The sequence below is a fragment of the Paeniglutamicibacter sp. ZC-3 genome, assembly GCF_025847175.2.
Classification (GTDB): domain Bacteria; phylum Actinomycetota; class Actinomycetes; order Actinomycetales; family Micrococcaceae; genus Paeniglutamicibacter; species Paeniglutamicibacter sulfureus.
In genome coordinates this window covers 25442-43621 of the sequence record NZ_JAOYTG010000028.1, presented here as the reverse complement: position 1 = coordinate 43621, position 18180 = coordinate 25442, and the positions used below count along the sequence as shown (strand labels likewise).

Genomic DNA, 18180 nt, shown 5'->3' with positions numbered 1-18180 from the left:
CAAGATCCTGGCCCTGCCCGGGCCGGCATGGATCAACCAACCAAGGGAAACCATCGAAAAAACAGCGGCCTAACGGCCGTCTAACTCACTTTGGTACCGCTTGACTTGAAAAATTCCGTTGCGGCCGCTTCCGCTCCAGACGAGCCGAGACCACCGGCAGGGTCGCGACATGCACACCCGGCACCTCGGCCTCATTCAATTCGTAGGGCCAGAGCCGCACACGTCCGGCCCAGGGTTCCAGCACTCGCACCAGCTCGGAAGCGTCATCCTCTCGACCATTCTGGCGTAGCCACGCAACACTCAGTAGTGCACCGTGTTCGGGTAGATCCAAGCGATACATCCCCGACTCCAACCATGCGTCCAGTTTCCGGCGTCCGTCGTCGGACAGGAACCATGCGAACAGGGATGCACGTCCAAGCTTCGTTTCGAGGTGCTCCGCCAGCGCGATTTCATCCGCTTCCAACGGGCCCTCGGCCGCGGCAGCCCCCGTAACGAAGCCTCCCCGGACGGTCTTGGGTGTCAACCATGCCGGGAAGCCCCTGACCGGCGTGGCTGACCCGATTCTGAGCCTCCCGTCCGCTATTCCAGCCAGAACACGCAACCACGACTCGGCACGTTCCTCCGCCCGGTCTTGCTCACCGGGGTCGGAAGTCGCCCCAGCGGTGTATTTCGCTTTCCGGAACTGCCCCCACACGTATCCGAGCACCTACGATCCTCTCCGGCTCGCGAACGCGGCCGCTTCGCCGACGTGGCAGGTGCTGCCCCTGCTCCCTCCGGGTCCAGAGCACGGTACTCTCGCTGTTGAGCTACACGTCGATGGACCCAAACTAGGTGATTGCTACATCGAAATGCAAGCGAGTCCTTCACACTCACATGGATCAGCCAAGTCACACGGACGAGCGAGATTGGTCGCGGCCGGATTGTCACTCATGCGCTCGTGCCGGGCCGGCCGTATGCAGGGAGCGCATCGCAGGATAAGCCCGAGGACCCAAGGCTTTTGGGTGTACTCCGACGAAGGGGTCGCGAGCATCCTTCATATGGAAATTTAGAGATAGCCGCTAGTGCAGAGGCAAGAGTCCTCAAGGCCCAGCTGGCCCGGGAATACAATCGTCGCCGAGGGCACTCCTCACCCAAGGATCAGCCACCGGCCAGCCGCTCACAGCAAAGGCACAGGCAGGTGCTATGCAGGAGGCTAGCCCTCCCGCCCTAGACTGTGCCCATGAGCGTCGAAGACGCAGACTTGGGGTAGATCACATGCGACGTTCAGAATCCGTTCCGCAGCGTTTCCACAACCATCCTCATCACCGCGCCCGGCTGTGGAGCGTTGCGCTGTGCGCGGCAGTGGTCGGCGGCCTTGCCGCATGTTCGGGCGAGTCACGGCCGCCTGTGACGGTGGAGGCGCCGCCAGACCCTTCTTTCGTGCAGGAAGTGGTGGAACCCAGTGCGCTGACCCGGCACCTGGAGGCGTTCCAGGATGCGGCGGACGCGAATGGTGGGAACCGGGCCGACGCCACCGGGGGCTACGAGGCCTCGGCGGCGTACGTCGAGGAGCAGTTGCGGGCGGCGGGGTACGAGCCGCGGCGCCAGGAGTTCAGCTACGGCCGGCGCAACCCCGTGGAGGCGTTCAGCATCCTGGCCGACACCGGCAGCAGCTCCGACGGCGTGCTGGTACTCGGCGCGCACCTGGACTCGGTCGAGGAGGGACCCGGGATCAACGACAACGGCAGCGGGGTCGCCGCGGTGCTCGAGGTCGCGCTGCGGCTCGCGGAGGAGGGCTCCGTGCCGCGGGAGCGGATCCGGTTCGCGTTCTGGGGCGGCGAGGAGGACGGAATGCACGGCTCGGACCACTACGTCGAGCAACTCTCCCGCAAGGAAACCGCCGCGCACGTTGCGTACTTGAACGTCGACATGGTGGGCTCGCCGAATGCGGCGTTCTTCGTGTTCGACGGCGACGGCTCGGACGGCATGGAAGCCGGGCCGGAGGGGTCTGGCGCCATCGAACGGGTGTTCCGGGACATCCTTAGGGCCGAGGGGGTCGAGGCGCTACCGGTCGGGTTCATCGAGGATTCGGACTACGACGCGTTCGTGAAGGCCGGCATCCCATCCGGCGGTCTGTTTACCGGCGACGTGGGGACCAAGAGCGAGGCCGAGGCACGCACCTTCGGCGGGCAGGCCGGGGAGCAGTACGACGAGTGCTACCACCAGGCCTGCGACACCATCGACAACGCCGACATGGCCGTGCTGGAGCAAATGACCGAAACGCTCATGGGCGCGACGGTTTCGCTCGGCGGCACCGAGAACGACCTGGCCAAGGGCGCGGCAACGGAGGAGGGCGCCGGCTGAGCCGCCGCGAAGCCTCATCCGAGGGAAGGTGTTCCACTTCCAAGGTAATGAGACATCGCAGAGTTAGGCGGCTGCTTCTTCGCCCTGCGAAAAAGTAGTCGACATGCTGACTCCCTCTATGGAGCGGATGATGAGTGCCACGCCCCTTCACCGTCGCGCCCTCGCTTGGTTCTGTCTGTCATACCGATACCGGACATGCCGATGGCCGGGAACGAATGGGCACCGCGCACCGGCCGTAAACGCAAGGTAGGGCAGGTTGCCAATCATCCCTGGCAACCTGCCCTACCTTGCGTTTACGGTGAAAACAAGGAACGTCAGTCGACCATGATGTCCATGCCCGGTCCGGTGCCAGTGCCGGTGACGAAGAATAGTGTTAATACCAATACCCACAGGACCCAGAAGACCGCGGTGAACGGCAGCATGCGGGCAATGATGGAACCGATGCCGGCCTCTGGTTCGTACTTGCGCAGGAAACCGAGGATGACAACCAAGTACGGGTTCAACGGGGTCAGTGCCTGTGTGGCCGAATCCCCCACGCGGAAGGCCGCTTGGACAAACCCGGCCTCGTAGCCAATGAGGGCAAACATCGGGATGAACACCGCGGCAATCAGCGTCCACAGGGACGACCCCGAGGAAATCAAGAGATTGAGGATCGAGACGGCCGCAATGAACGCAATGATCGCCCCGTAGCTGGTGAAGTTCACGTCCTTGAGCGTTTGTGCGCCGTTGACAGCCACCCAGGACGCAAGGCCGGACCAGGTGAACAGGGCCAGGAATTGGGCCAGGATAAAGGCGACCACAATGAAAGACACCGCGTCTTTTACTGCCTGTCCCATCATCTCCACGACCGACTGGATATTGGTTACCAGACGCAGGCGGGCGCCATAGACAATGGCCGGAGCCAGCAAGACGCAAAAAACGATGAAGATGACTGAGCTCAGCAACGGGGACTTGGGCAGGAACCCGCCGGCTTCATTGCGCAACGGGGCGCCGGCCGGAAGTGCCAGCGCCAGGAACAGGCCGACAACCACCAGCAGGGCAAGCCCTGCCCAGCGCAGGGCTGACTTTTCCGCGGCGGTGACATCCGGGCTGGCTTCTTCCGCAGCCGCGGCATTGACACCGACACCGGTACGGTTCAGTCGCGGCTCAAGCACCTTGTCGATGACCAGGCCGCCGGCCACCGTGAGCACGCCAGCCAACACGATGTTCAGGAACAAGTTTGAAACGGCCGTCACGGGCAGCACCAGGCCGGACACCGGGGCGGCAGCGGCATTGGAAATGCCGGCCAGCAAGGCATCGGTGGAAGTGATGAACGGGGTGCAGCTAAATGCGGCAATGCCAACTGCGTAGGAGCCGAGCAGGCCCGCAACCGGGTTGCGGCCCGCGGCACGGAACACCAGCGCGGCGATCGGCGGGATCACCAGGATCGAGGCGTCGGACATGATGTGCGCGCACAACGCCACCAAAGCTATGACGTAGGGCAGCGCCCACCCCGGGGCGCGGCCCAGGGTTGACTTCACCAACACCAGCAGCAGGCCAGTGCGTTCGGCAACGCCAACTGCCAGTAACAGGGTGACCACCACGCCAAGGGGCGGGAACCCGATGAAGTTCTCAACCGCGGTGGTCATCAGCCAGGTGATGCCTTCGCCGGTGAACAGCCCCTTGATGAGCGTCGGTGCCTCGGCGCCGGGCAGCGTGGTGCTCACGTTGAACCAGGACACCACCGTGGAAATGAGTCCGACGGCCAGGAAGAGGTACAGGAAGAGCGCGAAAGGCTCTGGCAGCTTGTTGCCTGCCCGCTCTATGCGGTCCAGGGTGGCGGCACCGAACTTCTTTTTCTCCGTGACGGGCGCGGGTGCCTGTTTCTTGCGCATCAATGTGCTCATGCGCCTACTCCTGCGGGGACTGAGGCCCGGATGTCCTTGACCATCCGTCCTTTGGCAAAGACGATATCAATATTTTTGGGGTCGGCCAGCGCATGGATGGAATTCAACGGATCGACGTTTGTCAGCACCAAGTCGGCGTCCTTGCCCAGCTCGATGGAGCCGACTCGGTCCTCCAGCTGCAGCAGCTTTGCCGCATTCAGGGTTCCGGCCACGAGTGCATCCATCGGGGACATTCCGAAGTCGACTAGGTGTCCGAGCTCGGCGAGGTTGGTGCCGTGTTCGCAGACCCCGGCGTCGGTCCCCAATGCGACCTTGACACCGGCCGAGATGGCCTTCGAAACGCAGCCGTGGAGTTTTTCCTGCAGGCGAAGCTTCTTCTCCACCGCGTAGGAAGCGGCCCTGGCCGGATCCGGGGGGATGGTTCCGGTGCTCAGTGTGGGAACCAGGAAGCTGTCCTTTGCAAGCATCAGCTCGATGGCCTGGTCGTCGATTTCGTAGCCGTGCTCGATGCTCCGGACCCCCGCAACGAGTGCGTTGGAGATGGAGCGCGCCGACTGGGCGTGGGCTGCCACGGGCACGCCATGGCTCCCTGCTTCCTCGACGATGGCGCGCATCTCGGCAATGTTGAGGCCGTCGTGCCAAGGGGTGTCACGCGGGGACCACACGCCGCCGCTGGCCATGACCTTGATGACCTTGCCGCCCAGACGCATGACCTCACGCGTGTTGCGCAGGGCCTCGTCGACCCCGTCGGTCAGGAAACCGATGTCGCCGTTGGGGGAGATTGCCTCGCCCTGGTTGAAGCCGCAGCAGGTGCGGAAGTCCCCGTGGCCGCCGGTGGGTCCCAGCGCGCGGTAGGCAAAGATGATTTCGGGGCCTTCAATGAGCCCGCGTTCAATGGCAACTTCGGTTGCCATGTCAATGCCGCCCAGGTCGCGCACGGTGGTGACACCGGCATCGAGGGTGGCGCGCAGCAACGGGATGGCGGCATAATAGCCATATCGCGGGGGCAGGTGCAACATGGCGGTTCCGCTGAGCTGGCCGGCAGGCATTGCCAGGTGGACGTGCGAGTCGATGAACCCAGGGAGCAGGAACTGACCGCGCCCGTCAATACGGCCCGCCTCGGTGTCCGTGAGCGGCGCCTCGGCGTCCGGTCCAACCCACTGGATCTTGCGCCCACGCAAGATGACGGTGTGCATCTGTGCCGGAGCGGCGCCCGTGCCATCAATCAGGGTGACGTGTTCAATCACCATTTGTCGCTGCTGCGGCAAGTTTCCTCCATGTGTGCTGTGTCATAAGTCGAACTAAACGCTAAGAGAAAGACCTGACTTTCTTCGAAGATGCAGGAAAATAGTTCAGTGACCAAGAATTTGCAGGAAATCGACGGCCTGACCGAAAATGACCTTGAGCTCGTCAATGCGCTCCAGCTGGCGCCGCGCGCCAGCTGGAGCGATCTTTCTGTAGTCCTCGGCGTGCATGCCACTACGTTGGCGAGGCGCTGGGAACACATCACCAATGCGGGCCTGGCGCGCATCTCGATAGCGCCTGGACCGGGCATGGCGGCACAGATGGAAATGGCTTTTATCGAGCTGACGTGCCGCAACAGCCAAGTCATCCAAGTGGCCGATGAATTGTTCAAGGATCACCGGACCATGACGATCCAGTTCATTGCCGGATCCGCGCATCTTTTGGTGACGGTGGCTGCCCCCGGGCAGTCCCTGGCCGATTTCCTGCTCACCACCATTGGCTCCCTGGACGGGGTATTGCACTATTCGGTGCGAACCGTGACAGACCAGCTAATGGATGCCAGCAATTGGCATTTTCGTGCGTTGCCGCCGGCCGCGATGCGCAAGCTGTACCTGCTTGCGAGCAAACCGGAATCCCGCGAGGGTGGAGTTCGGGTCGCCATGGATGAGATCGACCAGGAAATCCTGCGTTCGCTGAGCATCAGCGGGCGCATGGGTTTCAAGGAAATCGCCCACCGTGCCGGGATCACCCCGCCCGCGGCGGCGCGTCGGGTCAACCGGCTCATCGGGGGAAACTACATCAACGTGCGCTGTGACATTGTGCGCCACTCACTTGGCCGCAATGTCAGCGCCGTGTTCTGGGGCTCGATGTCCCCCGACGACATCTTGCTCATCGATCGCAACATCGCGGCCGAGCTACCGGAAATCCGCATCATGGTGGCGGTGACCGGCGCCAACAACATCCACATGGTGGTGTGGCTGAACAACCCCTCGGAATCACTCGCCGTCGAACGCAAGATCCTGCGCGCGATTCCCGGGCTGACGATCGATGACCGGCGCATCGTCTTGCGGACCTTTAAATATAATGGTGCGCGCATCACCGAATCCGGACTTTTTGGCGAGGTGCTTCCCGTGGGGTTCTGAGGAACTTGCCCTGCCACGGCACACCGCGGGCCAAGAATAATCCGCAACCATCAGGTCGCACAAGAACCGAACGACGACCCCGCAAACGAATAGATGGATAGGTCCTGGTCGGTGCCGAGGACAGGACAGACCCCAGCCCATGTTTTGGGCTGGGGTCTGTTAATTGGTACGCCCAGCATGGGCATTTGCTTGGAAGCGTTTTCATGAAGTACGGACTTCGCTGGCAGAGTTCGAGCGCTTCGTCACCGAGGACCTCGGAGCGCACCTGATCCGACCGGACCGCAAGGACGAAAGACCCAGCCTCGGACGATTCGGTGGCATCCGCCAATGGATCGAGTCGGTCTTCGACACCCTCAAGGGACAACTCGGCCTCGAACACCACGGAGCGCGAACCCTCGAGGGGCTCTACGCCCGCGTGGCCTCAAAGCTCCTGGCCCTCTCGGCGGGCATCTGGCACAACTGGAAAACCGGCGACCCCTTAGGACGAGCATCTGGAAAGCGTCCCTGGTTGCAGCACTGTCATGACTGAGCTTGCTTCGGGCCGAAGTGGACGGGACGAAGGGGATCGCTACGTGAACCGGTGAGTGGGAGGGCCGGTGACGGGCATGGTGCGGCCGAGTCAACGGGGCAGTGCCGGCACTACTACCTCGCCGGTCGCCGTCGTATCGGGATTCAGCATTACGCCGACGCGCTTGGGGAACTTCACCGTGAGCGAGCTTTCGATGATCCGTGCGCGAGGGACGGCGGCGAGGAATTGGTCCTCGATGCCCAGGACCTCCGCCGCCGAGCGCATCCACATGACGAAGGTGAAATTGCTGGTGCCGGTGGTCGAGGCGCAGAGCCGCAGGCTGCGGAAGCCGCGCAGGACCGCGACGGCGCTGTCCCGCTCCTCCGGCGGGAGGCTGGCGAACCACTGGCAGCTGACCGGGTAGCCGGAGTAGTTCTGGGCGACGTCGCAGCGGAACAGGAGCGTGCCGCCGCCCAGCACGCGGTTCAGTTGCCGGCGGGCGGTGACCGGGTGCAGCCCGGTGGCCTCCGCAATTTCCATCGCCGTCGCCCTTCCGTTGCGGCTGAGGACCTGGACGATCGGCCAGTACGAAGACGGCGGGGGCCCGGCGTAGCTGCTAGCGCTGGGAGAGACGAGGGTGCGCAGACGGGCGCGCTGCGGCGCACTGAGCGCCTCCAGGTTCCAGCGGTCCGCGGTGGCGTGCATGGCCGTGCACATGGCGCTCCGGTACTTGACGATGCCGGGGATACGGGCGATCTGGGGGAGGACACGGCCGGTCAGGTCCGCCCAGCTGGGCGTGGTGACGGTGAGGACGAGATCACGGTTGCTCGCCGATTCCTCCACGGAGAGCACCTCCGGAATGGCGCACAGGGCCGCCTCCACTTCGTCCCGGCGGCGCAGCTCGCAGTCGATCTCGACGAAGCTCAGGGTCATGTGGGCAGGATCGCCGAGCAGATGCGCGGTCACCCACGCCAAGCCCGCGGTCCGGAGCCGTTCCCAATGCGCCGCCAGCGTGGTTGGGTGCCTGCCCAGGACGTAGCCGGCATCCTGCCAGCTGATCCGCGGGGCCAACTGCAACACATTGATCAGGGCGCGGTCGTCTTCAGATAGGTCCATTAGCGTCTTTTCTGATCGATTTTTCGCCCTATAGGCGGAAAAGAGATTTATTTCTGCATTCTAGTCGATTATGAGTCACCTCACGCGACAATTATCAGAGCCGCTAAACACGAGGAGTTACCACCCATGTCAGTTATTGCCGACGCCCACGAGCTCAAGGACGACATCGTCCGTTTGCGCCACCGGCTGCACCAGGAACCTGAGATCGGGCTGGAGCTGCCCCGCACGCAGGAAAAGGTCCTCGAGGCGCTGGAGGGGCTGCCGTACGAGATCACACTTGGTCGTGAGACCACTTCGATCACCGCCGTGCTCCGCGGCACCGCCCCGGATTCCGGAGACCGCCCCGAAGCGGGCGGCGCGGGACGGCCGGTGGTGCTGCTGCGCGGCGACATGGACGGGCTACCGGTTCAGGAAGCCACCGGTGTGGACTACACCTCCCGCATCGAGGGCGCGATGCACGCCTGCGGCCACGACCTCCACACCGCGATGCTTGCCGGAGCCGCCACGCTTCTGGCCGAGCGCCGGCACCAACTCGCCGGCGACGTCGTCCTGATGTTTCAGCCGGGCGAGGAGGGGTTCGACGGTGCCGGAGTGATGCTGCGCGAGGGCGTGTTGGATGCCGCCGGACGCCGCCCGGACGCCGCTTACGGGCTGCATGTGATGTCCGCGATGGAACCGAACGGAATGCTCTTCACCAAGCCGGGCATCCTGATGTCGGCTTCGGATGGGCTCGTAGTCACGGTGCATGGGGCCGGCGGGCACGGCTCCGCGCCGCAAGCAGCCAAGGACCCGGTGACGGCCGTCTCCGAGATGGTCACCGCGTTGCAGGTGATGATCACCCGCCAGTTCAACATGTTCGATCCGGTGGTGCTCAGCGTGGGCCTGCTGCAGGCAGGGACCAAACGCAATGTGATCCCGGATTCGGCCCGTTTCGAGGCCACCATACGAACCTTCTCCGATTCGAGCCGCGAGAAGATGATGACGGCGGCGCCCCGGCTGCTCGAAGGCATCGCCGCCGCCCACGGGTTGGAAGTCGTGGTGGACTACCGGCCCGAATATCCAATGACCGTCACCGACGGCGCGGAGACGGAGATCACCGAACGGGTCATCAGCGAACTCTTCGACGGGTCGCGCTACGCCCGGCTCGCCCAGCCGATGAGTGGATCCGAGGACTTCTCACGGATCCTCGCTGAGGTGCCCGGCAGCTTCGTCTGCCTCTCCGCCGCGGACCCGGAGACCGATCACCGGACCGCCGCGTTCAACCATTCGCCGTTGGCCACCTTCGACGACAACGTACTCGCAGACGGAACCGCCCTCTATACCGAACTGGCGCTGAACCGTATCGCCCAACTTGCCGGCGCCCGCTGACCCAAGCGTCTTCTTCCTTCCCTCTTTCTTCAGTCCTTTCATCTCAGGAGCCCTTCCATGGACATACCCACGCAGACCGCCTTCGACGGCGGCACCCCGGCCCAGCCCTCGCCACCGGCTCGCCCGGTCAGCAGGCGCCGGACCGTCATCGGCACCGGCATCGGCAATGCCGTCGAATGGTACGACTGGATGATCTACGCGACCTTCGCCCCGTTCTTCGCCAGCCAACTCTTCAACAACCAAGACCCCGCTTCCGCCGTATTGTCCACGTTGGCGATCTTCGCCGTCGGCTTCCTCGCCCGGCCGCTAGGCGGCTTCGTCTTCGGCTGGCTGGGCGACCGGGTGGGACGGAAGTACTCCATGACGCTTGCGGTCGGCATGTCCTCACTGGGCTCCCTGCTGGTCGGCATTACCCCGACCTACGCCGCAGTCGGCGCATTCGCCTCGGTGATGCTGCTGGTCGCCCGGCTGATCCAGGGCCTGGCCCACGGCGGCGAGCTGCCCTCGTCCCAGACGTACCTCTCGGAAATGGCGCCACGCGAGCACCGCGGTTTCTGGTCCACCCTGATCTACGTCTCGGGAACCCTGGGCAACCTGGTCGGAACGATGTTGGGTGTGGTCCTGGTCATGGTGCTCAGCAAAGAGGACATGCTCGCCTGGGGCTGGCGCGTCCCCTTCCTGATCGGCGCGGCGCTGGGGCTGTACGCCCTGGTCATGCGGTCGCGAATGAAGGAGACGGACGTCTTTGAGCACGAGTCGGCGGCCGAAAAGCGCGAGCCGATGTGGCCGCAGATTGTCCGCCACCGCAAGCAGGCGATGCAGGTAATCGGCATGACCATCGGCGGAACCGTTGTCTATTACACCTGGGGTGTGCTGGCTCCCACCTACGCCTCGACCAGCCTGGGCATGGACCGCGGGGCAGCCCTGTGGGCCGGAGCCGCGGCCAACATCGTCTTCCTAGCAGCGCTCCTGCTGTGGGGGAAGGTCTCGGACAAGATCGGGCGCAAACCCGTGCTGTGGATCAGCATGGGCGGAGCGGCCCTGATGCACTTCCCCATGACCTGGCTGCTGCGGGATTCCCCGTGGCAACTGTTCGTGTCCATGTCCGTGATGCTGGTGTTTATCGCAGCCTCAGCGGCGATCCTTCCCGCGGTCTACTCCGAGATGTTCCCCACCAACATCCGCACCGTCGGCGTAGGCGTGCCGTACTCCATCGCCGTGGCGATCTTCGGCGGCACCGCCCCGTACCTGAACTCATGGCTCACCGGCAGCTTCGGTCCCATCGCCTTCGGCCTCTACGCCTTGGTGCTGCTGCTGATCAGTATCGCCGTGATCTTCACCATTCCCGAGACCAAGGGCAAAGACCTGCGCTGACCGATCTCCAACCCGACTGAAGAACTTGCCTCCCCTTGACCGCTCAAGGGGACGCCGGGGAACCGTGAATTTCATGTCCCCTGATTCGTCAGGTCAGTCGGTAGCACCTCATCCTTGAGCGGTCTCACTTACTTGATCAGGTGGCTTTATCACCTGTCGCGATTCTCGCAAGAAGACGATGCTGTGCGTTATGTAACTGCTGCTGGTCGTTGTAGGCAGCATGTGCCTGCTGGCTGACCGTGTAGTTTTAGGCATGAGAGCAGCCCTCCTGCCAGGTAGGACGTGGAAGACCCTGACCCTGATTTGGATTCCGGGTCAGGGTGTTCCACTTCCAAGGAACCGGGACTGCTACTTTGATGGCTTTAAGCACGGAAACCCGGATGTCCGTCTGCAATACAGACGGCCATCCGGGTTTTCAGGCAAATGTTTCCGAGGAGTGACGCTCGGGACTTTTAGAGTTCCGCGCAGTCGCGGCAGATCTTGACGCCATCGACTTCCTTGGCGGCCTGGCTGCGGTGCCTGACAACGAAGCATTCTCCGCAGACGAACTCATCCGCAGCCTGGGGGACAACTTCCACCACGAGCTCATCGAGCACGATCGCGCCCGGAAGCTCGGTTCCGTCGGAAAGGTCCGTTTCCTCCAATTCGGAATGGACACTTTTCGCCGTGGGCGCATCCATTTCCTGAACGGCCTTCAGGGTGCGTTCGGAAGCTTCTGCTACATCCGGGCGTGCTTCGTCGTAATCCTGTGCCATGGTTATTCCTCCCGATTGTTCAACACGTTTCCGAAATTGTAGATGCCGTGGGTAGCAGGGGCAAACCGAATTCCGTGCGACGTGAATACTGACACTTTTGTGAAGCAAAAGCATTCAACAATCCATGGTGTTGGCCGCGTGCCCGAAGGATAAAACCGGGAGCCTTCCAGGAGAATTTTCCCGGACTGGTCCTGGTTAGTCTGTCGGTTCGCCCGCTTGCGCCTGGTCCAGATCGGCCTGGGCTTCCTCCGGGTCCGGTTCCTCGGGGAAGGTCTCCGAGTGCTCCTTGTCCTTCGCCGGCTCCGCTTGGTCTTCCCGACCTGCTTCGGGAATTTCAGGCTGCGTTACATCGTCCGGGTTCGAATCGGGGTTGGTGTTCTCTGTTTCAGCCATCAGGGGTTCTCCTTCGTGTGAAACCTGCAACGTTCGGCGCATGCGGGGCCTTCCCTCGATTCGGGAAGTCCATTGTTGCCGGCGTTCATGCTACCGGATCGCCTACGCCGTAGGTCGACTCTAACGATGCTGATCGAGGGGCGGAAGGATTTTGGTCGTTGCCGCGAACGTTCGGAAATCTGTCCGGTTCCAGGGTGACGGATCTGTTGCGGAGCCTCCGGCGCAATGTGGAGGCCGAATGCGCCGACACCTTGAGTTTCGTGCCTGCGTAGGGCATGCCTCCGGCAACCCTGTGTCCCACGGCGACCCAGATGCTCACTGCCCGTTCAAGAACCCAGACCGGAGCCCATAAGGCGGCACCGCCTCCAAACACCTGGGCCCCGCCGTCACGTCGCCGTCCGATCTCGGCGATCGCCCAGGCCGCCAATGGCCAGGCGAAAGCCAGGCCGGGTCGGCCCCGCACGGCACGGTAGATGCCGGCCAGTATGAGCGGGGCATAGCAAAGCTCCACGGCCAGGCGCAGGGGCTGGGCAAAGTCGTCATAGGCCTGGCGAACACGCTGTCCCGCAAAATGTTTGAAGGTGGGCGGCGGACAAAGACATCGTTGGCACGGATTTCCCGGCCGCCGGCGGCATCGATGGTGCGCAGCAGTTCAAGGTTCTCGAAGAGGACGTGGGCGTCATATCCCCCTGCTGCCATCAGCACCGAACGGCGCAAGGCAAAGGTTCCCGGATAGTCGGCTCCAAAGGCCCGGTTGACCAGCGAACGGGCGGTGTCCAGCCGTGCGTGCCACGGCAGTGGCACCAGGTAGTTCTGCGGTCGCACGATGTCCGCGCGCTGGAGCAGGTTCAAGACCTGCTCCAGCTGGATCCGTTCGTAGCGCACGTCGTCGTCGGCAATGACCAGGAGTTCGTCGCGCGCGGCATGCACTCCCGTGAGCACACCGGCGACCTTGCCGTTGGCCCCCGGCATGGGAACCGGCCGCAGGTGCACCACTGCCGAAGGAAAGCGTGCTGCGTGGTTTTCAAAAAGGTCGGGTTCGGATCCGTCCACCACAATCACCCGGACCCACTTGACGACGTGGCCAAGGTATTCGGCAAGGTCATCCAAGCCGGAGTCGGAGTGCCATTTCAGCGGCAGGATGTACGTTGCCTCGGGAAATGTCCCAGATGCACTTTCGGTTCCCATCATTCTGTTGTCACCTATGTGGTTGCTCGGGATGCGACGTGAACGTCCTTGGGGTGTGGCACCCCAAGGACGTTCACGGTCACGCATTTTGTCTGGAGTTGATACTTTGGATCACCGTGCCGGGGCGCGGAATCCCGCTCAGTCCTTCAGAAGTCCGAGCTTGACGTTTTTCGGCCGCTGCATCTCGCCGTGCTTGGCGCCCAGCACGATCACCGCGGCGGCGAAGCCGGGAATCGCCCACTGCAGCTGGCGAAGCTGCTTTTGTGCCTTTGCCAATTCGGGAGATGTTTCGGGACCGGGCTCGGTTGCACCGCGTGCCCCTTCATCCGACAACTCGTCGACCTTCTTGCCCAGGACGGCAGCATAGAACGTGACGGCTGCGCCGGCCACCGTCACACCGGTCTTGATCCAGGTTGCCGACATGACGCCGTCCTGGGCTGCATACCGACCCTTGTTCTCCCAGAGGATCGGGCCCAGCGAGGCCAGGTGGGCTGCAAATGCCGCGGTTTGGACGGGGGCCCATTTCTTCCAGCCCAAGCTGGAGAGCCGGGTCCTTTCCGTGGAGTCCTTCGCTTGGGAAGTGGCACCGTTCAGACCCACAGCACCCATGAGGGAACCGCCGAACCAAGCGGCTGCGGACAGGTCATGGATTGAGCGGGCAAGCAGGTTTCCGGACATGGGGTATTCTGCCTTTCGTAGTAGCGGTTTGGATGCATTCCACGTTGCTTCACCCGCACCGGCATGTAAAGGGATTTGCAAGGCGTCGAGCGGTCTGGGTTCGGAACGATGGCAGCGCCTCCCCATTTGGTCGATTCCTGACGGAGACCAGGCGCGTTGGGGTGCGGCTCAAAAGCGAGGACCCGAGGCAAGGACTGGCCCGCAGGGTGTCGGGACAGTCAAAACCGGTGTTGGGCACCGGGTTATGATGGCAAGGTGCTGGTACTTACGCGGAAGGTCGGAGAACAGGTCCTGATTGGCGAGGACATCGTGGTGACTGTCCTGGATGTCAAAGGCGATTCGATCAAGATCGGCTTCGACGCGCCCCGCGGCATCAAGATCCAGCGGGCCGAGATGATCGCCGCCGTGACCGAGGCCAACCAGCAGGCCGCCGCAGCCGCCACCGAGGACGCCGAGGCCCGGCTGAAAGCCCTTTTCCCCGCTTCGCCCAAGCCCGCCGCACCGGATGTGCCGAGCGCCTAAGCGTCGGAACGGATCATGGACCGGGGTAATCGGCACTTGCCCGTGTTTGATTCAGGGATACCTGCATTTCAGATGGGGTCACCGATGAGGTGCGAATGCCACGGTTCCAACCGAGGTAGGTACCAGGAGAGATGACAGAACCAACCGAAGCCGCCGTGAAGAGCGAAGCGTTCATACTGCTTCCGCACACCGTGACCGATTTGGATGACTTCGTTGAGAATCCCGACAGGTATCTGGTCAGCATGTTCAACGAGCCAGAGCGAGCGGCCGACTTATGGCGGGAGCGTCTCAAGAAGAACCCGTACGGCAGCGACGGCTTTCTCTCACTGACCTATTACGGGCACGACCTGATCTCCGCGGATCTTTGGGACGAGGTCTCCGGCATTTGGCATGCCCTGCTTGAATTGGTCGAAGAATTCATTCAGAAAGGATCAGCCGAAAGGCTTTTTCCGGACCAGCCTGTTCCTCTCCGATTGCGGGCGAAGGGGCGGACGGCGCTCTTCAGCGTCAACAGCCAAACTGCCATGGTTGATCCGAAGGACTTTATTCCTGGTCTCCTGCATGAAGCCGTTCGGTATTATTCCTGGATCGAACAACATCTGGGAACGGACGAGAACGAATCCATCCGCTACATCCATTCAATCCGCAGCGCGTTCCAAGCGGGATTCCACTCGGATTAAAAGGGACTGCTCCGTAGGGGCGTTTTGGGTCTCAACCGCTGCTGCCGCCAGCCCCGGCGGGAACTACAACCCTTCCCCTGGTGGCTGGTCGCTGGCTGGCTCTGGTGGGGGCACTTGTGGTGGTGCACCTGGCGCGAGACCGGGGTCCGCTTTCGCGCGATGGGCGTGCGTGCCGGTTGGGCCGTGGCCGGGAACATCGCCCTACGCCCTGTACTCTTCGGCGTCTCCCTGGGTTTCGTCTCGTTCGGTTTGCGGTGGCCTGGCGCATTAACGAGCGTGGCCGCGTTTACGGCAACGAACTGGTTGGCCGGCATCGCCTATCGGTCGGCAGTGGAGTTGACGGCCAGTGAGTGAGACCAGGTTCGATGACCCCATCCATGCCCCCGTGCGATTGCGCATCCAAGGGCTCTTGCGCCAGGCCGACCGTCTCAATTTTGCCGTGCTCCGGGATGCACTGGAGGTCACTGATGCCACGCTTTCCAAGCACGTGAAAATCCTCGGCTCGGCCGGTTACGTCTACTCCGGTTAGACCCCGTCCGCGGGCCGCAGCGACGCGCGCCGGATCACCTTGGCTGTCCCTCACCGGGGCTGGGCGGTCCGGCTTCGATGCGCACGTGCATGCACTCCGGAAGATCGCAGGGCCCTCCGGCTGACGGTGTCCTTCCTGGTCCCCGGTCTGGTCCTGGCCTTCACCGGACTGGCACTGACCTGGACCAAGATGCACGAGGCCCTCGCCGCGGCCCTCGGCGGCGGGTAGCCTTTGCTGGCGATGTTCTGACTCATGTAGGATCCTTCCAACGGGTGCTGGTGTCGCCCACCAGCACTGGGGGAAACATGCTTGGAAATGCCTTGAAGACCGCTGTCATCTCGGCACTTGCCGCCCTGTGCTTGGGACTGGCCCCGGCGGCCCAGGCAGCGGACGCCACGGACACCGAAGGGCCCCGGCTCATCTCGGTCGGGCACACAGGGGCAACGACCAGCGCGCAATTTGGTGACAACGTCCACTTGGCCGTGCGGGCCGAGGACCCCAGCGGCATCGCTTCCGTCCGCGGGTACAGCGAGACCCCGGGCGGCTGGCACCGGATGACCTGCGAGCCCGAGCTCCACGGCTCCAATTGGGAAGACCCCGACGTGTGGGTGCTGCGCGGCTGCGGCTGGGGCACCGACGTGCCGCCCTCGACCGTGTCCATCGCCAGGCTGGTGCTGATGGACGGGATCGGGAACACCACCGAGGTCACCGACCGCGCCATCCTGGATCCGCTGTCCTACAACATCGAGAACGCCGACTTCGACGGGGAGGCACCGGTCCTGGAATCGGTGACCGTGGAACCGCGCGTTGCCGTGCCCGGCCAGGACGTGAAGGTCACCCTGCGGATCCGCGAGTCCTCCGCCCGGCTGTCTGCGGGCTACGCCCTGGAAGACCACCTGCCCACGGGCCAGACCACCTACGTCAGGCCGGAGCGCTACGGGGTCCCGGACAACGAGGGCGGGGTGTTCACCATCGTGGACACCTTCCGCACAGACGCCCACACCCCCTATGGCCACTACCGGCTCGGCACACTGTACCTATGGGACTACCGCGGCAACGCCGCCGAGCTCGACACCGGCGCGGCGATCCAGGTCGATGACCCCGCCCACCCGGTGGGGACCACCAGCGTCGGCGGAACCGCAGTGGTCAACGGCACGCTCACCGCACAGGCCCCCTGGATCACCACCGGCATGAAGGCCGTCTACAGCTGGCGCACCGGCTGGGACTTCGCCCCGGGCGGGACCACCCGGCCCGTGAAGACCGAGGACGCCGGCGAGGCCATCGGCCTGCAGATCACGGCCACCTGGCCCGACGGCACCGTGCGGATCCGCACGGCCGAGAGCGCGCCCATCGCCCTGGCACCGCTGGGGATCGGGCCTGTCGCAGTCAAGGGGACCCCGGCCGTCGGGCGCACGCTCAACGCCAGCCACCAGATGATCGACCCCGCCCAGCACCCCGCGACCACGCTGGCCTTCCACACCTACACCTGGTTCCGCGACGGAATCCAGATCCCCAACCACTCGAGGCAGGACTACACAGCCACCGCAGCAGACATGGGCCACAAGCTCTCCGTCCAGGTCCGCTCCAACGCCCCCGGCCACACCCCCGCGGTGGCCACCTCCCCGGCAGTGGCCATCGCCCCCGGCACGCTGAAGGCCCCGACACCGACCTACAGCGGCGAGGCAGGCATCGGCTACCTTCAAGACGCCAGCGTGGGGGCTTGGACCTCCGGGACCACCCTGCGATACCAGTGGCTGCGCAACGGCAAGGCCATCACAGGTGCCACCGCCAAGACGTACCGCTCGACGACGGCCGACAAGAACCAGGTGCTCCAGATCCGCGTCACCGGCACCAAGGCCGGCTACACCACCGCCGCGCGGACCTCGGGGGCCAAGCGGCCGGTGACCGGGCTGCTTGGCGCTAACGCACCGCGCGTGGAGGGCACCAACCGCGTCGGCGGCAAACTCACCGGCTACCTGCCCGCCACCTGGACTTCCGGGACCGCCATGAAATACCAGTGGCAGCGCAACGGGCGGAACATCACCGGGGCCACGCGCACCAGCTACGTCCCCGTCGCGGCCGATCGCGGCCAACAGATCCGCCTGCGCGCCACCGGCACCAAGGCCGGGTACACCCCGGCCGTACGGTACTCGGCGGTCAAGCGGCCCGGCTACGGGGTGCTGGCCAACACCCCGCCCCGCATCACCGGCACGGCACTGGTGGGCCGCAAGATGACCGCCGACCCCGGCAACTGGACCCCGGGCACCACGGTGCGCTACCAGTGGCTGCGCGAGGACAGCATCCGGATTACCGGCGCCACCTCCCGGACCTACGTGCTGCGTCCGGCCGACCGGCGCAAGATCGTCTCCGTCCGCGTCACCGGCTCCAAACCCGGCTACCGCAGCGTGGTCAATTATTCCAACGTGCGCCCGGTCAAGTAGACGGCCGCCCCG

The 18180-nt window shown here is 64.0% G+C and carries 16 protein-coding genes, 1 tRNA gene and 1 pseudogene; 9 read left to right on the top strand and 9 right to left on the bottom strand.

What is annotated here, in order from left to right:
• Positions 1-85: 85 nt before the first annotated feature.
• A complete protein-coding gene (locus OIU93_RS19410) occupies positions 86-523 on the bottom strand; it encodes a hypothetical protein (RefSeq protein ID WP_264271702.1) in 438 nt (145 codons plus the stop codon).
• Between the two features lie 220 nt (positions 524-743).
• A tRNA-Gln gene (locus OIU93_RS19405) sits at positions 744-816 on the bottom strand.
• Positions 817-1419: 603 nt separating this feature from the next.
• Between OIU93_RS19405 and OIU93_RS19400 the strand changes: the two genes are divergently transcribed.
• The gene (locus tag OIU93_RS19400; RefSeq protein ID WP_264271701.1) at positions 1420-2343 is read left to right on the top strand and encodes a M20/M25/M40 family metallo-hydrolase; all 924 of its coding nucleotides are present in this window, start codon (positions 1420-1422) and stop codon (positions 2341-2343) included.
• Between the two features lie 314 nt (positions 2344-2657).
• Here OIU93_RS19400 and OIU93_RS19395 read toward each other — a convergent pair whose 3' ends face one another.
• Both OIU93_RS19395 and OIU93_RS19390 read right to left on the bottom strand, forming a co-directional pair.
• Positions 2658-4229 carry an AbgT family transporter gene (locus OIU93_RS19395; RefSeq protein ID WP_264271700.1) on the bottom strand — a complete coding sequence of 524 codons (1572 nt, stop codon included), beginning with the start codon at positions 4227-4229 and terminating at the stop codon, positions 2658-2660.
• Complete coding sequence (locus OIU93_RS19390; protein WP_264271699.1) at positions 4226-5479, bottom strand: amidohydrolase family protein; 1254 nt, start codon at positions 5477-5479, stop codon at positions 4226-4228. Before OIU93_RS19390 ends, OIU93_RS19395 begins: the two co-directional genes overlap by 4 nt.
• Before the next feature lie 105 nt (positions 5480-5584).
• Here OIU93_RS19390 and OIU93_RS19385 point away from each other — a divergent pair, with 105 nt between their 5' ends.
• Positions 5585-6616, top strand: coding sequence for an AsnC family transcriptional regulator (locus OIU93_RS19385; RefSeq protein WP_264271698.1), 1032 nt, complete (start codon positions 5585-5587; stop codon positions 6614-6616).
• Positions 6617-6842: 226 nt separating this feature from the next.
• Positions 6843-7145 (top strand): annotated as a pseudogene (locus OIU93_RS19380) (hypothetical protein); the annotation flags it as partial.
• A 90-nt stretch (positions 7146-7235) separates the two neighbouring features.
• Here OIU93_RS19380 and OIU93_RS19375 read toward each other — a convergent pair.
• Positions 7236-8240: an Lrp/AsnC family transcriptional regulator gene (locus OIU93_RS19375; protein WP_264271697.1), complete on the bottom strand. Its 1005-nt coding sequence runs from the start codon at positions 8238-8240 to the stop codon at positions 7236-7238.
• Between the two features lie 126 nt (positions 8241-8366).
• Here OIU93_RS19375 and OIU93_RS19370 point away from each other — a divergent pair, with 126 nt between their 5' ends.
• Together OIU93_RS19370 and OIU93_RS19365 are read left to right on the top strand one after the other, a co-directional pair.
• Positions 8367-9608 carry a M20 family metallopeptidase gene (locus OIU93_RS19370; protein ID WP_264271696.1) on the top strand — a complete coding sequence of 414 codons (1242 nt, stop codon included), beginning with the start codon at positions 8367-8369 and terminating at the stop codon, positions 9606-9608.
• A gap of 57 nt (positions 9609-9665) precedes the next feature.
• Positions 9666-10982, top strand: a complete 1317-nt coding sequence (locus tag OIU93_RS19365) for an MFS transporter (RefSeq protein ID WP_264271695.1) — start codon at positions 9666-9668, stop codon at positions 10980-10982.
• A gap of 452 nt (positions 10983-11434) precedes the next feature.
• Here OIU93_RS19365 and OIU93_RS19360 read toward each other — a convergent pair whose 3' ends face one another.
• The 4 genes from OIU93_RS19360 to OIU93_RS19345 all read right to left on the bottom strand — a co-directional run bounded on the left by OIU93_RS19360 (position 11435) and on the right by OIU93_RS19345 (position 13996).
• The gene (locus OIU93_RS19360; RefSeq protein WP_264271694.1) at positions 11435-11737 is read right to left on the bottom strand and encodes a DUF4193 domain-containing protein; all 303 of its coding nucleotides are present in this window, start codon (positions 11735-11737) and stop codon (positions 11435-11437) included.
• A gap of 195 nt (positions 11738-11932) precedes the next feature.
• The gene (locus OIU93_RS19355) at positions 11933-12130 is read right to left on the bottom strand and encodes a hypothetical protein (RefSeq protein ID WP_264271693.1); all 198 of its coding nucleotides are present in this window, start codon (positions 12128-12130) and stop codon (positions 11933-11935) included.
• Positions 12131-12445: 315 nt separating this feature from the next.
• A complete protein-coding gene (locus tag OIU93_RS19350; RefSeq protein WP_264271692.1) occupies positions 12446-13321 on the bottom strand; it encodes a glycosyltransferase family 2 protein in 876 nt (291 codons plus the stop codon).
• A 135-nt stretch (positions 13322-13456) separates the two neighbouring features.
• Complete coding sequence (locus OIU93_RS19345; protein WP_264271691.1) at positions 13457-13996, bottom strand: hypothetical protein; 540 nt, start codon at positions 13994-13996, stop codon at positions 13457-13459.
• Between the two features lie 255 nt (positions 13997-14251).
• Here OIU93_RS19345 and csrA point away from each other — a divergent pair, with 255 nt between their 5' ends.
• The 4 genes from csrA (at position 14252) to OIU93_RS19325 (ending at position 18168) form a co-directional block, all read left to right on the top strand.
• Positions 14252-14518 (top strand): carbon storage regulator CsrA, encoded by a 267-nt coding sequence (gene csrA, locus OIU93_RS19340; protein WP_264271690.1) that lies wholly within the window; start codon positions 14252-14254, stop codon positions 14516-14518.
• Between the two features lie 131 nt (positions 14519-14649).
• Entirely contained in the window at positions 14650-15198 is a 549-nt protein-coding gene (locus tag OIU93_RS19335; protein ID WP_264271689.1) for a hypothetical protein, read from the top strand.
• Between the two features lie 346 nt (positions 15199-15544).
• Complete coding sequence (locus tag OIU93_RS19330) at positions 15545-15727, top strand: transcriptional regulator (protein WP_264271688.1); 183 nt, start codon at positions 15545-15547, stop codon at positions 15725-15727.
• Positions 15728-16032: 305 nt separating this feature from the next.
• A complete protein-coding gene (locus OIU93_RS19325) occupies positions 16033-18168 on the top strand; it encodes a hypothetical protein (protein ID WP_264271687.1) in 2136 nt (711 codons plus the stop codon).
• Positions 18169-18180: the final 12 nt, after the last annotated feature.

Excerpts from the sequence above, each read along its gene's own strand:
- OIU93_RS19395 (WP_264271700.1), bottom strand. The coding sequence starts at position 4,229 with ATGAGCACATTGATGCGCAAGAAACAGGCACCCGCGCCCGTCACGGAG.
- OIU93_RS19390 (WP_264271699.1), bottom strand. The coding sequence starts at position 5,479 with ATGGTGATTGAACACGTCACCCTGATTGATGGCACGGGCGCCGCTCCG.
- OIU93_RS19375 (WP_264271697.1), bottom strand. The coding sequence starts at position 8,240 with ATGGACCTATCTGAAGACGACCGCGCCCTGATCAATGTGTTGCAGTTG.
- OIU93_RS19370 (WP_264271696.1), top strand. The coding sequence starts at position 8,367 with ATGTCAGTTATTGCCGACGCCCACGAGCTCAAGGACGACATCGTCCGT.
- OIU93_RS19365 (WP_264271695.1), top strand. The coding sequence starts at position 9,666 with ATGGACATACCCACGCAGACCGCCTTCGACGGCGGCACCCCGGCCCAG.
- OIU93_RS19360 (WP_264271694.1), bottom strand. The coding sequence starts at position 11,737 with ATGGCACAGGATTACGACGAAGCACGCCCGGATGTAGCAGAAGCTTCC.
- OIU93_RS19355 (WP_264271693.1), bottom strand. The coding sequence starts at position 12,130 with ATGGCTGAAACAGAGAACACCAACCCCGATTCGAACCCGGACGATGTA.
- OIU93_RS19350 (WP_264271692.1), bottom strand. The coding sequence starts at position 13,321 with ATGATGGGAACCGAAAGTGCATCTGGGACATTTCCCGAGGCAACGTAC.
- OIU93_RS19345 (WP_264271691.1), bottom strand. The coding sequence starts at position 13,996 with ATGTCCGGAAACCTGCTTGCCCGCTCAATCCATGACCTGTCCGCAGCC.
- OIU93_RS19335 (WP_264271689.1), top strand. The coding sequence starts at position 14,650 with ATGACAGAACCAACCGAAGCCGCCGTGAAGAGCGAAGCGTTCATACTG.
- OIU93_RS19325 (WP_264271687.1), top strand. The coding sequence starts at position 16,033 with ATGCTTGGAAATGCCTTGAAGACCGCTGTCATCTCGGCACTTGCCGCC.